Source organism: Larkinella sp., from assembly GCF_965227735.1.
Taxonomy (GTDB): domain Bacteria; phylum Bacteroidota; class Bacteroidia; order Cytophagales; family Spirosomataceae; genus Larkinella.
Genome location: NZ_OZ245776.1, coordinates 6,791,709 through 6,804,201, shown reverse-complemented (window position 1 = coordinate 6,804,201; position 12,493 = coordinate 6,791,709). Strand labels below are relative to the sequence as shown.

Here is a 12,493-nt window from a genome sequence, read left to right as displayed (position 1 = left end):
GTATGCTCGACACCCTGCTTTCCGCCAAATGGGCGCTGGAACCCCTCTTTCACGAGCGCATGGCCGACCTGGCTTTGCGTCGCCTGCAGGCCGGTAAACCCCTGTTCGATGTTTCCGAAAACCGCCACCCTCCCCGCTTCGTCAGCACCCTGACCGGCCACGACGACGTGGGAAAGGACGACTGGGGCGGGGATCGTTCGGCCGCCGTGCCGGGGTATTCTTCCCTGTCCAAAGTGTCGGCCAAATCCGGGCGGGTGGTCATCCTGCCCATCATGGGGACCATGAGCCGCTACGGCGGACTCTGCGCCTGGGGATCGGAAGACACCGCGAACTGGGTGCTGGAAGCCAACCGCGACGAAACCATTTCGGCCATCGTGCTGGAGATCAATTCGCCGGGTGGCGAGGTGGACGGCACCGAAATGCTGGGCGAAGTGGTGCGCCGGTCGGGCAAACCGGTGGTGGCCTGGGTGGCGGGGATGGCTGCGTCGGCGGCTTACTGGGTGGCCAGTCAGGCGCGGGAAATCGTCATGGAAAGCTCCTCCAGCTCCGAGGTCGGCAGCATTGGCGTGCTGGCCATGCACGTCGATGCCAGCCAGTACTACCAGCAGGAAGGCCTTTCTGTCAACATCATCCGGGCCGATGGTTCGGAGGACAAAGCCCTGTTTAACAGCATCGAACCGCTCTCTGACGCCGTGCGGACGGAAACCAAAACCGTGCTCAACGACATTCGCCAGTCGTTCATCAAGACCGTGCAGCGCGGACGGCCCGGCATTTCCCGCGACGTGTTTTCCGGAAAAATGTATTCCGGTCGGCAGGCCCTGACGCTGGGCATGGCCGACCGCATCGGTTTTCTGGGCGATGCCATCCGCCGGGCCGATCAACTCGCCAAATCCGCCTGATCCGCAACTTCACATCTTTTCCATATCCCAATCATGAAAAAAATCCGCCTGAACCTGCGCCACTTTTTCCAGACGCAGGCCGAAGAAGAAAACCCGGCCACCGATGTGGTCGAAACCACTTCGGTTGAAGCCTCCGCCGAAAACGAGCCGCCGACCGAAAAGATATCGACCGAAACGCCCACCAAAGAAACCACCCCGCCCCCGGTTGCGGCCGCCGACGTGTTGGAAGTCGAAATGAGCGAAGCGGAATACCAGACGCTGCTGGCCGACGCCGGTCACTGGCGCAAAAACAAGGCCGAGCTGGAAACCCTCCGGCGCTGGCACGGCAACCTGGTGGGCCAGGCCGTTACGCCCGGAGCCGACGCCAACACCGGTACGACCGGCAAAAAGCGGTCCTATGAAACCGCCCCCTGGAATCAGTAAGCTTGGGTTTTCGGACTATCCACACCACTTTTTTTTACTTCAACCGCCTGATCGACGATGCCCGATGCATTAGACCTGAGCGCGCTGGCCGGCACGGCCACCGACTACGCGCGCGACAACAAAGACCACATTTTTTCGAAGGCCCTGGCCCCCGGCGTCAGCGGCCTACCCGGCACGCCGGTCAAACCCCTCGACGAATACGTCATGTCCATTCCGGGCAATGACGAAGTCGTTTTGACCGAACTGGTCATGGGTTCGGTGGTGCAACCCTCGCAGTACAACGGCTTTACGCCCAAAAACAACGTCTTCAAAATCAAACCGCGCAAGGCCAAAGTGAAGCCCTGCAAGGTCGATCTCAAGTTCACCCAGGAGAAGATCATGGCCCTGTGGAAAACCTACTACGGGCAGATCAAGGGCGGCAAGATCAACAAGGAGGAAGTGCTCTTCGAGCAGTTTATCATGAATGACGTCATCAAACGCATTCAGACCGACCTGCGGAACGCCTACGTCAACGGGGTGCGCAACGACGCGGGTACCTCGCCCCTGGACACGATGGACGGCCTGTTCAAAATTTACCAGTCGGAGATTGCCTCGGGTGGGGTCCCGGCGGCCAACATCGCCACGATTGCGGCCATTACCGAAGCCAATGCGGTGGGCCAGTTCGAGAAGATCATCGACACGCTGCCGACCGAATACTTCTACCAGGATCTGGTGTGTCTGACGCCCCTGGCGCACCTGAAAGCCTACGAGCGCAATTACCGGAAGGAATACGGCACGCTGCCCTACAACGCCGGTTTTCAGAAGCAGACCATCGAGGGCACGGTGATCGAATTTCTGGTCGAGCCGTATATGCTCACCACCGGGCTGACGGCTTTTGAAGCCCCGCTGATTTTGCCCCGCAACATCATCGCCTGGCTCTACGACGACGAGTCGGCGCAGTCGAACCTGACGTTCGATTACAACGTCCGCGAGCGGGACCTGGCCTGGGTGATGGACTTCCAGGTGGGTATGGACGTGGCCATGCCGGGCCTGATCTGGAGCGGTCAGGTCTAACCTTTTTTCAATTTCTGTTTCACCCATTTTTCGTTTTAAGCTGCATGAAAACCAAAGCGGTTTTGAATTTTCTCGGGGCCAGTCTGGCCTTTCTGATTGGGGTGGTGCTGCCCACCGAAGTGTTTCACCACCTGGCCGCCGATCCCCTGGGCGTGGCGGCTCCGGTGCTGGGCATGGCCTACGTCAACTTTGCCAACCTCGACGGCCAGTCGTTTCAGGCCCCCAACCCCGGCGGCCTCAGGAAGGTGCTGGTGGTGTTGTCCAAATCCATCCAGGGCATCTGGCCCACGCTGGCCGAAGCCAGCACCGGCGAGGTGACGGCGCTGCCCGAACTGGTGGGCACCGACAAATTTGCCGAGTACCAGTTTCCCGACGGCACGGCGGAAGTCAACTCGGATTCGAACGGCGATCCGGGCTTTCAAAGCCACAAGCACACCATCGAGCTAATGCTGGCCGGGTTTTCGAAAACCATCCAGGGAGAGCTGAAAAAGCACCTGAACGCGGGCAGCGTCTGGGTGGTGGAAATGAACGACGGGCAGTACGTGGTGGTGGGGTCGAGCGACAACCCGATTTTCCTGAAAAAGTCGTTCAAGGGCGGCAAGAAGGGCAACGACAAGCGCGGTTTTACGCTCAAGGGCGAGCAGGACGGTTTCATGTGGGATCTGCTGCCGATTCAGGCGTCGCTGGTGGCCACGCTGCCGATCCAGCCCGCCCCGGTGTCCTGACGGCGGATCGATGCTGACGAAGTTTAAACTGGTGAACGTTCCCCAGGGGGGCGTTCGCCATTCGGTCGGAAACCTGGGCCTGGTGAACATCGACGAGACCCTGACCGATTCACTGGCCGAAAAGCTCATCCAGGCCGGACTACAACACTATTTTGAACCCGCTGACGACCAGTTGGCACCATCCACCCCACAACCCCATGACGAAAGTGAAAACACCACCAGCCGGAAAGGCAGCCGAACCGGCGACCGATCAGGAGCTGAAGCAAAAAGCGCAGCGGAAGCTGGAAGCCCTGCTGAAAAGCCGGGAAACAGCGGATGAACCCGATGCGTCGGACGAATCGGACGAAGACGAAGACCCTGACGAATAGTTAACTCCAAAATTGTTTGTATGTAAAAACCGGTTGGCCTTGAGGTCAACCGGTTTTTTGTTATGTTTGCCCTGCGAACACATTTTTTTATTGGAGGTCGATCAACTGGCAGGGCTCAAAAACCTGCCGGTTGGCATACCTTTGTAAGTAGGGTAACAGATCGTCCTCCAAGACGTGTGTTCGCAGTGACCAACCGGCTTCATATATGCTCCGTCCTGCCTGCCTCCCCTCCCTCTCGAATCATCTGCAACAGGGCGGTATTGCGCCCCGCCAGCTCCAGCAGCTCCTGACGAGTTATTCCGACGAAGTTCAGTTTATTCTGGCCGGGCAGATCAACCATTATGAGGAGCCCGAAGTCTGGATCGATGCCAAAACGTGGCAACAGACTGTCGATGACTTTTCGGATGCGCTCCTGGCCGATGGCGAGTCGGACGCGTAGTTTCGCCGGATGACCGAAACCCAACTGCAGCAGGAACGGGCGAAAGCCAAAGCCGCCTGGAACCTGACCAAACTCAAGCTGCGCAGCGGCCAGGCCAGCCCGGCCGACGTCGAGCAGGCACGGCGGGTGTACGAGAACCTGAGCACCGCTCAACCTGCTACCGAACCTCTGAAACCTATCCGCCCGATCCGGCAACCCGGTGCCAGTCTGCCGCCCGATCTGGCCGCCCTGGTCGACACGATCCGGAGCGAGCAGGGCGAGATCAGCCGCCGGAAAGCCGAACTGTCCAATTCCCTGAAAAGCATTCCCGACGCGCTGGCGTGTCCGGAGGTGGTGCAGCAGATCCTGACGCTCCGCCGGGCCTGGGTCGAAAAGCAGGACGAAATCCGCTACGCCCTCGACCACGGCCACCGCCCGGTGACGGAGCCGGTGAAGCTGATCGAAGACAGCTACGCGGCCTCGCTGCCCACCGACAAGTTTGAACTCGACCGGCTGATGCGCTACGAGAAATCGAAACTGAGCAAATACCGCAGCGGCCTGGAGCGGGCCTCGACCGAAGCCAAGAAGCAACACTACCGCACCCAGATCGCCAAAGCCGAACTAAAGCTGGAGCGGATGGTGGCGATCTTCAAAGCCCTTTGATTTCGTCCTGGGTAGTTCGTCCGGTGGCGGTCAGTTTTGCGGCTCAATCACGTGTTCGCAAACCATGACCGAGTTATTTGTTACCGAAAAACGCCGGGTGCAGGACCTGGTGCCCTACGAAAAAAATCCCCGCAAAATTACGGCCGCCAAACAGCGGGAACTCGAATCCAAGATCGGCCAGTTTGGGCTGATCGGCCTGCCGGTGGTCGATGCGGACGGCACGCTGATGGCCGGACACCAGCGGTGCAAAGTGATGCTGGCAATGGGCAAGGGCCACGAGCTGATCGACGTGCGGGTGGCCACCCGGAAACTGACCGAAGCCGAGTTCAAGGAAATTTCCGTCATCGAGAACAGCACCTTCGGCGAGTGGGACAAACTGCTGCTGCAGTCCGACTTTTCGGAGTACGTCGATCTGGGTAGCTACGGAATCGATCTGGGTGATCTGGAAGCCCAGTTGAAGGAAGCGCTGCCGGACGAAGAAAAACCGGAAATGCCGATTGTGGCCAAATTCTCGGAGAAGTATACGGCCTTCATCATTGTCTGCACCAACGAGATCGACGAAACCAACGTGGCCGAACTGCTGGCCGTCGATACGATGCAGTGCTACAAATCCTCGCTCGTGGGCAAAACGCACGTTCTCACCGCCAAACACCTCCAGGACCAATGGAAAGCTGCCAGATCGTAATTCCCTCTCACAAACGCCACACGCGGGTGCTGACGACCAGCGTGGTGGAAGGGGCCATTCTCTGCGTTCCGGAAAGCCAGGAAAAAGCCTACCGGCTGTGCAACCCCAACGACGAGATCGTCACCCATCCGGATTCGGTGGTGGGCCTGGCCCGCAAGCGCGACTGGATCATCCGGCATTTCGGCTCCGTGTTCATGCTCGACGACGACATCAAGGCGTTCCGGCGGCTGTATACCCAGCCCGGCGAACCGGCGGACGTGGACGAACGCACCGCGCGGGAAATCATTCAGGCGACGGCCGACGCAGCCCGACAGGCGGGAGCCTACCTGTTCGGCTTCAGCTCCAGCCCCACGCCGGTTTCGTATATCTCGCTCAGTCCGATTCAACTCAGCGGCTACGTGACCGGTTGCGCGCACGGCGTTTTGACCGGGAGCCGGCTTTGGTACTCCCCGGAGATTCGCTGCAACGAGGATTACTGGATCAGTTGCCTGAATGCCTACGAACACCGGCTGATTTGGAAGGATACCCGGTTTTATTTTTATCAGAAAGATACGTTTGTCAATTCGGGGGGATTGGCCGAGTTTCGGAACATCGATGCGGAAGAGAAAGATTTTGCGTACTTGCAGCGAGTATTTGGAAGGGATGTGGTTACTTTAAAGAAAGCGCGTGGGAAGGCGACGTTGAAGCACCCGTTTCAGAAGACACTGAAATTACCATTTTAATAATTTTTATATCAAATACTTATGACGTTTGATACACCAGAAGAAACCTTCGATAGAATAGTTGCAAGACTTAAATTGGGTAAAAGGTTAACTGATGAACAAGTTAGCGAAACAGGTGTATTAAGTGCATTGCTTGCTGATGGGAATCGAATGATTACCTGGATTATAAATGATAACGGAGGGACATTCCCAAGCCCAAATGTATACTTTGTAGACGGTACTGATGTTAACGCTTTCGCTTTTAAAGAAGATGAAGAATATTTTATAGGCATTAATGAAGGTACTGTTCTTTTACTAATGAAGCTCTTTTACAGGATGTTATCACACCGAGACATACTACCTCAAATTGGAGATCTTTCAAAAGAAGTTTCACCTCCAAAATCGCCTGACATTGACATCAATGAGGCAACTCAAAAAAAAAGAGAAGAAAGTATATTCCCTGTTGATTCCACTCGTAGTCAATTTGCTGTTGCCCTTACCTATTTTGCTTTTCGATTTATTTTAATGCATGAGTATGCTCATATTTTAAAAGGGCATGTTGACTATCTTGAAAATAAGACTGGGTTGGCTATGGTTTCTGATAATGAGAACCTCACAGAAGATGTAGGTGGTGACTGGATACGGCAAGCGATCGAGATAGATGCGGATGATTATTCAGCACAGATTGGCTATTATTTCCATATCGCAATTCTAATCGATTTAAATAATAGAGGAACTCAAACAAAAGATGGATTGAATACTCCTGAGATAGCCTCATTTGCTTGGTATTTTTCGATCTCTGCACTTTTTAGGCTAGTAGGAAGTAAAGGATATAGCCCTAATAATTTTTTTACTAGCCTTTATCCTCCACCAGCAATTAGGACATATTTTATTGGCTTTGTATTACAGCAACTTAATATACAAGAAAAATATAAGTTTCCGGACTCCTCTTTAAATGCTTCTTTTGAATGCGAAAAGGCTTTTGCTATTCTTTCCTCAGAGCCTGATTTTTATAGTTCAAGGTTAGCATATGGCCCCCGATCTGATGAATATATTAATAGTATTTTTGAAAGATTTGAACCACTTTATGAGATACTTTGGCCCTTCTCAATATTAAAACGAGGCAAGTGATATAAAAGCACTTAAAAATTATCGCAATAGTTGTATTTAAATTATTTACTGCAAATTTCTCGGAAAAACGCTTTTATAATCCGTTCTGTCGGGAGATATTACAGGGGAAGTTAAACAATTAACCTCCTGTATATCAATGCAAAACGAGTCAATTTCCCGCCGAAATTTAGAACGATTTCTGGCCACAACCGGCAAGACCGAAAAAGAGTATTACGAATGGGCCACCGAGGTGGGCCGCCGGATGCACATCAACACACTGGATAAGATGGTGTGCGCCAAACTTGGTCTCTACACCGTCGCCCACCTGGCCCTGATCCCCACCCCACTACCCGCTGACATCGATCCGGAGCGGGTCGATGAGTACCTCTACGACCACTCCCAAAACCCACTGGAAATTGCCAAACTGTGGAAACAGGCCTGCGTCGATGCCGACGCCTGGGTGTCGGTGGAAAGTGTGCTCGATGAACATCTGGCGCCCTTTCCGAAAGAGGACTTCGAACGATGGGGCGACAAAAACTGGCTGCCCGACGTGTCACGAAGCTGGTTTAAAAAAACCGGTCGGCACCTGGACGTGCAGGTGGACGAAATCAACGCCATTGCCCCCGCCCAGGTCAGCATCGAGGCCATTCTGGATTTCGTCCGGACGTATAAACCCAACAGTTACCAATCGCCCGCGCAGGTGATTCGATTGAACCTCGAAGACCGGTTTCGGCAACTGACCGGCTTTCGAATCAAGGACTACTACGTCGAGCATTTGATCCGATCGGCCCACTTCTCCCAACCGGCCACCACCGAAACCGTCCCGTTCTAAATCACTCAGCCCCTCCAACCAGAGGGGCTTTTTCTTGCTATCTGTATGAAATCAACCGACGTGCCGCACGAACTCCGTGCGTTCAATGCCCTATTCTGTGAAGCAGAGCATGGGTGGAATTACTCCAGCTTTTTCAGCGACTTCGTGGAATTCCTGACTGAATCGTTCATGCCCCAGCGCGTGGGAACCTATGAACGTTTGAAATCCCACTACGGCGATCTGGACCGGTTTGTGAAACTGACCCACGAACTGCTGCGGCTCCAGCAGTCGCAAATCGTAACCGATACCAGTTGGTACGACGGTTTGGGCAGTTACTACGAATGCCTGACCAGCCGGGGCAAATCGCAACTCCTGGGGCAATATTTCACGCCGGAACACCTCTGTGATATGATGGTCCGGTTGCAGGGTTGTAGCGAGTCGCTGAAGGGAAAACGATTGAAGGTCTCCGATCCGGCCAGCGGATCAGGCCGGATGCTGCTGGCCTTCCACGCCCTGGCTCCGGGCAACTACCACTTTGCCGCCGACCTGGACCCGATCTGCGCGCGGATGACGGCCGTCAACATGGCGATGCACGGCTGCGAAGGCGAAGCGGTTTGCATGGACAGTTTGAAATGGGAATGGCGGTTTGGCTACCGAATCAACCGACTGTTGCCCCAGATAGGCAGTCCTTCCATCGAAGTGATTCAGCCCGAAGACTCCTACCTGTTTAGAACGCTCCAGGAAGAAAGTAAGCCCGAACCGGCGAAGGCAAAAACCGCCCCAACGCCCACGCCGACGGCACCGAAAGAACCCCAAACCGTCGCCCAGATTCTACAAAATGGACAGTTTGTATTGTTCTGAAAATCAGCGTTTTAATGAAAAATATTTCTGAAAAAACGCTTTTTATATCCGTTCTGTCGGGAGATATTACAGGGGAAGTTAAACCATTAACGCGCTGATAATCAATGAGAATTACCTGGATTACCCGACTGCGGTCGGTGATGAAAACCGCCTGGGCGCTGTTCCGCAAAGGCCTGCTGAACATGAGTATCAGCCTGAAAGTCGCCTGGCGCGTGGTGCGGCAAGAAATCGATCTGGCCACGGTCTACAAACAACTGAAACGCAGATGAAAAAGAAGACCCCACCGAAACCCGGCGTGCTCGAGCAGAAACTACTGGCCGAATTGCTGGCGACCCAGCCGACCCGGCTTGGCATCCGGAAAAGCGAGAACCTTGGCTTTTCGGATTTGCCGCTGTTCAATCATCCAGATCGGCAGCAAAACTTGTTTGGCTAAACGATAAAGCCCGGATGCAAGGCTTCCGGGCTTTTGCCAGAATGTTAACTGAAGTTAAATCGCACCGGCGACCCGGAATAAACCTCTGACGACGTGAAATTACGAAAAATCGGGTATCAACCCCGCCAGAAATACCGAAAAACAGAATATGTCCCCGCCCTGCTGCTGGCGGGCAAGTGGATGGAAAAGGCCGGTTTTGCCCTGGGCGAAACGGTGAAAGTCAGCGTAGAAGGCAACAAAATTGTAATTGAACGATGAGCAAATACGACATCCGGACCAAGAAAGGGTACGATTTTTTTGAATGCAGCAGTGCACTGCAAAAGTGCATCCGGCGCGGCTACGAGGACCAGGCGATGTTCTGGGCGGTGGAGCTGTACGATTCGGGCTTTGTCGAATACGTCTGGAAGCGGCTGCGGATCATGACCAGCGAAGACATTGGCCTGGCGGAACCGGGACTACCGGCGGAGATTTGGGCGCTCTACGAAATGCACCGGGAACAGGCCAAAAAGAAAGAGGACAAGAACGAGCCCCAGCGGTTGTTTCTGACCCATGCGGTATTGCGCCTGTGCCGCGCGCGCAAAAGTCGGATGATCGACTGGACGCTGATCTGGGCCTGGCTCACGCATCCGTTCCGCCGACAGGACATGCCCGACTTTGCTCTCGACAAGCACAACGAACGGGGGCGGCAATTGGGCCGCTCCTGGGCGCATTTCTTCGACGAAGGCACGCTGCTTCACCCCCACCGGGATGTGGACGGGGAGCGGGATATGCGGATGAAAGCCATGAAGGCGATTATGAATCCGGAGGGGAATGGGTTGTTTAACTAAAAAATCACTCGCATGAAACCTTACACAAACAAAACGGATCGGATTAACGCTCAAAAATGTCTCTTTTCCGAGATTAGTTCTGGTGATCGGGCGCGAAAAAAAGCGGCCCGGCGCGCCGGTAAAAAGCTGGTCACTGAATCGGAAGAATGAACGGAGTAAAGCCGTCCTTCCTACCCCAAAAGCGGCTCTGTAGTATTGCAGAGTCGCTTTTTTTTCCAGAAGGAATGAGCAAAAAATTAACGTTGAAAAAGGCCAAGCGCCTGCTGAAGATTGACGAAACCAAACTGGACCGCTATCTCCAGTTTTACGCCAATGAGCTGACCTACGAGGACTTTACCGAGTCGGAGCAACTGAAACTGGAGCAGTATTCCAAAGCCTGGAGCATGCTCCGCATGGGCCGCACCGAGGACATGGTGCGCTCGGTGCTCATCAAAGACTACGCCCTCCAGGACCGCATGGCCCGGTATATCGTCGAAGAATGCAAGTTGCTGTTCGGGGCCGTGGAAGAAACCGACAAGGAAGGCCGTCGCCGGGCTTCCATTGCCTACTACGATCTGCTGTCTAACATCGCCTTCAAGGAAAAAGACATCCGCGAAGCCCGCGAGTGCCGGCGCGAAGCCGATGAACTGGCCGGTTTGTACCAGCAGGAACTGCCCGGTCTCGATCCCGCCGATTTCCAGAAACCCGGCAAGTACATCTTTATCAACAACGTCAACGTCTATAAAAAACAGCAGGAGCTGGAGTTGGATGAGTAGCGAAAGCCGCAAAGTATACGCGAACCCCAAGCAGATTAAATTCCTCCGGAGCCGCGCCCGCCGGAAGACCTTCAACGCCGGGCGCGGTTCGGGCAAAACCACCACCCTGGGCTTCAAGGTCGGTATGATTTTCGACCGCTTTCCGCGCAGCAAATGGGGACTGGTCGGCCTGACCTACGTGCAGCTCGATCTGGTGGTCATGCCCGGTCTGAAAGAAGCCCTGGAGATGATGGGCCAGTTTGAATACTCCAAAGCCAATCCGTTCGGCACCTACGTCGTCGGCATCAAACCGCCGGACACCTGGCCCAAACCCTTCAAAGCCCCCGGCAAGCTGGGCTACCAGTACTGCATCACCCACATTTCCGGGGCCACCCTCCAGCTCATCAGCCAGGACCGCCCCGAAACCCACCGGGGTCTGAATCTGGACGGAGCATTGGCCGACGAATCGGCGCTGATCAAGCCCGACTTTATGAACAAGGTTATTCTGCCCACCCTGCGGGCCAACCGATATAAATCGTTTTCCAACGACCCCTGGCACCACGGCTATTTCGATTTTTCGTCCGCCCCCTGGACCCAGGAGGGCATGCACATCTACCACACCGAGGAAGCCTGGCAGAAAGAGCTAGAACTGCGGAAGAAATTTTCTCCGGAAGAACTCAAACGCACCCCACCCGAAAACCTCTTTGTCGAATCCACGTATGTCGATAATCAGGAGATTCTGCCGCTGGATTACGCCGATAAACTGCGCGAGGAACTTGACCCCCTGGAATTCGAGGTAGAAGTTTTAAACCGCCGGATCGGCAAACTGCCCAACTGTTTTTACCACGCCTTCACCACCAGCAAGCACTGTTATTTTGAGAGTTACGGCTACCAGCACGACGACAAATCCGGGCTGACCCTCTACCAGTCCAATGATTACCACCCCGACAAACCGCTGGATGTGAGCCTGGACTTTAACGCCGATATCTGCTGGGCCTTAGTCGGTCAGGAAATCAACCGGGAACTGCGGGTGGTCAACAGCCACTACACCAAGCCCGTTCTGGACAGTCAGGACACCAACATCGTCCTGCAGACGGCGGCCTGGTTTGCGGCCACCTACGAAAACCACCCCAAAAAAGAAGCCTTTGTGTACGGAGATCCGGGCGGGCGTTCCCGCAGTGCCGCCACCAGCAACGAAAACAAACCCTTCTTCGACCAGTTTGCCAATGCCTTAGTCAAGAAGGGATGGAAGGTATTCCGAAGGGAGCTGACGGCCTACCCGCGCCATAAGGACAAGTACTTATTAATCAACCTGCTGCTAGAAGAAGCCAACCCGCGCGCGCCCCGCATCCGCATCAACCAGAACACCAACAAGGTGCTCATCATCGCCATTCAAAGCACGCCCGTCAAGATCGGCGACACCTTCGAAAAGGACAAGACCAGCGAACGCCAGGCCAAGCACCGCGAGTACGCCACCGATGGCACCGACGCCCTGGACTACTGGCTGTGGGCCAAATGCCGCCAGCTCCTACCCGGCCACCGCAAACAGCAGAATACGTTGTACGTCGCCTGAAAAATTCGCAAGAGTAGGTAGCGTTAAGAAAATTCATTCCGATTCTTCCAGCGCCTATATCCTCTTTTTTTTAAATGGAAATTTCCATTCTCGTGAAAGGGCGGGCGCCCCACCGAGCAGGTGAAGAAGCGGTTTTTAGGCCGCTTTTCACTTTTCTGATTCATTGTCAACCGGTTCGTAAAAATCGGATTGCAAAAGCTACTCAAAAA

The 12,493-nt window shown here is 54.7% G+C and carries 18 protein-coding genes; all 18 read left to right on the top strand.

All coding sequences use genetic code 11. From position 1 onward, the window contains the following. The first annotated feature begins 2 nt into the window (after window positions 1-2). The 18 genes from ACO064_RS26715 to ACO064_RS26630 all read left to right on the top strand — a co-directional run bounded on the left by ACO064_RS26715 (window position 3) and on the right by ACO064_RS26630 (window position 12,284). A complete protein-coding gene (locus ACO064_RS26715; RefSeq protein ID WP_421830245.1) occupies window positions 3-899 on the top strand; it encodes a S49 family peptidase in 897 nt (298 codons plus the stop codon). Window positions 900-932: 33 nt separating this feature from the next. Beyond that, window positions 933-1,322 (top strand): hypothetical protein, encoded by a 390-nt coding sequence (locus ACO064_RS26710; RefSeq protein WP_421830244.1) that lies wholly within the window; start codon window positions 933-935, stop codon window positions 1,320-1,322. Between the two features lie 57 nt (window positions 1,323-1,379). After that, window positions 1,380-2,375: a hypothetical protein gene (locus tag ACO064_RS26705; RefSeq protein ID WP_421830243.1), complete on the top strand. Its 996-nt coding sequence runs from the start codon at window positions 1,380-1,382 to the stop codon at window positions 2,373-2,375. 44 nt (window positions 2,376-2,419) lie between these two features. Then, window positions 2,420-3,100, top strand: a complete 681-nt coding sequence (locus ACO064_RS26700) for a hypothetical protein (RefSeq protein WP_421830242.1) — start codon at window positions 2,420-2,422, stop codon at window positions 3,098-3,100. 197 nt (window positions 3,101-3,297) lie between these two features. After that, entirely contained in the window at window positions 3,298-3,468 is a 171-nt protein-coding gene (locus tag ACO064_RS26695) for a hypothetical protein (protein ID WP_421830241.1), read from the top strand. A 205-nt stretch (window positions 3,469-3,673) separates the two neighbouring features. Next, window positions 3,674-3,907 carry a hypothetical protein gene (locus tag ACO064_RS26690; protein WP_421830240.1) on the top strand — a complete coding sequence of 78 codons (234 nt, stop codon included), beginning with the start codon at window positions 3,674-3,676 and terminating at the stop codon, window positions 3,905-3,907. A gap of 9 nt (window positions 3,908-3,916) precedes the next feature. Further along, window positions 3,917-4,549, top strand: a complete 633-nt coding sequence (locus ACO064_RS26685) for a hypothetical protein (RefSeq protein ID WP_421830239.1) — start codon at window positions 3,917-3,919, stop codon at window positions 4,547-4,549. A gap of 64 nt (window positions 4,550-4,613) precedes the next feature. Further along, window positions 4,614-5,234, top strand: a complete 621-nt coding sequence (locus tag ACO064_RS26680; RefSeq protein WP_421830238.1) for a hypothetical protein — start codon at window positions 4,614-4,616, stop codon at window positions 5,232-5,234. Beyond that, complete coding sequence (locus tag ACO064_RS26675; protein WP_421830237.1) at window positions 5,213-5,956, top strand: hypothetical protein; 744 nt, start codon at window positions 5,213-5,215, stop codon at window positions 5,954-5,956. Before ACO064_RS26680 ends, ACO064_RS26675 begins: the two co-directional genes overlap by 22 nt. A gap of 21 nt (window positions 5,957-5,977) precedes the next feature. After that, window positions 5,978-7,066 carry a hypothetical protein gene (locus tag ACO064_RS26670; RefSeq protein ID WP_421830236.1) on the top strand — a complete coding sequence of 363 codons (1,089 nt, stop codon included), beginning with the start codon at window positions 5,978-5,980 and terminating at the stop codon, window positions 7,064-7,066. A gap of 136 nt (window positions 7,067-7,202) precedes the next feature. After that, window positions 7,203-7,877: a hypothetical protein gene (locus ACO064_RS26665; protein WP_421830235.1), complete on the top strand. Its 675-nt coding sequence runs from the start codon at window positions 7,203-7,205 to the stop codon at window positions 7,875-7,877. A gap of 45 nt (window positions 7,878-7,922) precedes the next feature. Then, the gene (locus ACO064_RS26660) at window positions 7,923-8,717 is read left to right on the top strand and encodes an N-6 DNA methylase (protein ID WP_421830234.1); all 795 of its coding nucleotides are present in this window, start codon (window positions 7,923-7,925) and stop codon (window positions 8,715-8,717) included. Window positions 8,718-8,821: 104 nt separating this feature from the next. Next, the gene (locus tag ACO064_RS26655) at window positions 8,822-8,986 is read left to right on the top strand and encodes a hypothetical protein (protein WP_421830233.1); all 165 of its coding nucleotides are present in this window, start codon (window positions 8,822-8,824) and stop codon (window positions 8,984-8,986) included. Further along, on the top strand, window positions 8,983-9,150 hold the full coding sequence (locus ACO064_RS26650) for a hypothetical protein (RefSeq protein ID WP_421830232.1): 168 nt from the start codon (window positions 8,983-8,985) through the stop codon (window positions 9,148-9,150). The genes ACO064_RS26655 and ACO064_RS26650 overlap by 4 nt, the downstream gene beginning before the upstream one ends. 93 nt (window positions 9,151-9,243) lie before the next feature. After that, entirely contained in the window at window positions 9,244-9,408 is a 165-nt protein-coding gene (locus ACO064_RS26645; protein WP_421830231.1) for a SymE family type I addiction module toxin, read from the top strand. Next, window positions 9,405-9,977, top strand: a complete 573-nt coding sequence (locus ACO064_RS26640; RefSeq protein ID WP_421830230.1) for a hypothetical protein — start codon at window positions 9,405-9,407, stop codon at window positions 9,975-9,977. Before ACO064_RS26645 ends, ACO064_RS26640 begins: the two co-directional genes overlap by 4 nt. 224 nt (window positions 9,978-10,201) lie before the next feature. After that, window positions 10,202-10,732: a hypothetical protein gene (locus ACO064_RS26635; protein ID WP_421830229.1), complete on the top strand. Its 531-nt coding sequence runs from the start codon at window positions 10,202-10,204 to the stop codon at window positions 10,730-10,732. Then, window positions 10,725-12,284, top strand: coding sequence for a hypothetical protein (locus ACO064_RS26630; RefSeq protein ID WP_421830228.1), 1,560 nt, complete (start codon window positions 10,725-10,727; stop codon window positions 12,282-12,284). The genes ACO064_RS26635 and ACO064_RS26630 overlap by 8 nt, the downstream gene beginning before the upstream one ends. The last annotated feature ends 209 nt before the right edge of the window (window positions 12,285-12,493 follow it).

Coding starts and splice junctions, on each gene's coding strand:
- ACO064_RS26650 (WP_421830232.1), top strand. CDS start 8,983: ATGAAAAAGAAGACCCCACCGAAACCCGGCGTGCTCGAGCAGAAACTA.
- ACO064_RS26635 (WP_421830229.1), top strand. CDS start 10,202: ATGAGCAAAAAATTAACGTTGAAAAAGGCCAAGCGCCTGCTGAAGATT.
- ACO064_RS26690 (WP_421830240.1), top strand. CDS start 3,674: ATGCTCCGTCCTGCCTGCCTCCCCTCCCTCTCGAATCATCTGCAACAG.
- ACO064_RS26700 (WP_421830242.1), top strand. CDS start 2,420: ATGAAAACCAAAGCGGTTTTGAATTTTCTCGGGGCCAGTCTGGCCTTT.
- ACO064_RS26675 (WP_421830237.1), top strand. CDS start 5,213: ATGGAAAGCTGCCAGATCGTAATTCCCTCTCACAAACGCCACACGCGG.
- ACO064_RS26715 (WP_421830245.1), top strand. CDS start 3: ATGCTCGACACCCTGCTTTCCGCCAAATGGGCGCTGGAACCCCTCTTT.
- ACO064_RS26680 (WP_421830238.1), top strand. CDS start 4,614: ATGACCGAGTTATTTGTTACCGAAAAACGCCGGGTGCAGGACCTGGTG.
- ACO064_RS26640 (WP_421830230.1), top strand. CDS start 9,405: ATGAGCAAATACGACATCCGGACCAAGAAAGGGTACGATTTTTTTGAA.
- ACO064_RS26705 (WP_421830243.1), top strand. CDS start 1,380: ATGCCCGATGCATTAGACCTGAGCGCGCTGGCCGGCACGGCCACCGAC.
- ACO064_RS26710 (WP_421830244.1), top strand. CDS start 933: ATGAAAAAAATCCGCCTGAACCTGCGCCACTTTTTCCAGACGCAGGCC.
- ACO064_RS26630 (WP_421830228.1), top strand. CDS start 10,725: ATGAGTAGCGAAAGCCGCAAAGTATACGCGAACCCCAAGCAGATTAAA.
- ACO064_RS26665 (WP_421830235.1), top strand. CDS start 7,203: ATGCAAAACGAGTCAATTTCCCGCCGAAATTTAGAACGATTTCTGGCC.
- ACO064_RS26695 (WP_421830241.1), top strand. CDS start 3,298: ATGACGAAAGTGAAAACACCACCAGCCGGAAAGGCAGCCGAACCGGCG.
- ACO064_RS26655 (WP_421830233.1), top strand. CDS start 8,822: ATGAGAATTACCTGGATTACCCGACTGCGGTCGGTGATGAAAACCGCC.
- ACO064_RS26685 (WP_421830239.1), top strand. CDS start 3,917: ATGACCGAAACCCAACTGCAGCAGGAACGGGCGAAAGCCAAAGCCGCC.
- ACO064_RS26660 (WP_421830234.1), top strand. CDS start 7,923: ATGAAATCAACCGACGTGCCGCACGAACTCCGTGCGTTCAATGCCCTA.
- ACO064_RS26670 (WP_421830236.1), top strand. CDS start 5,978: ATGACGTTTGATACACCAGAAGAAACCTTCGATAGAATAGTTGCAAGA.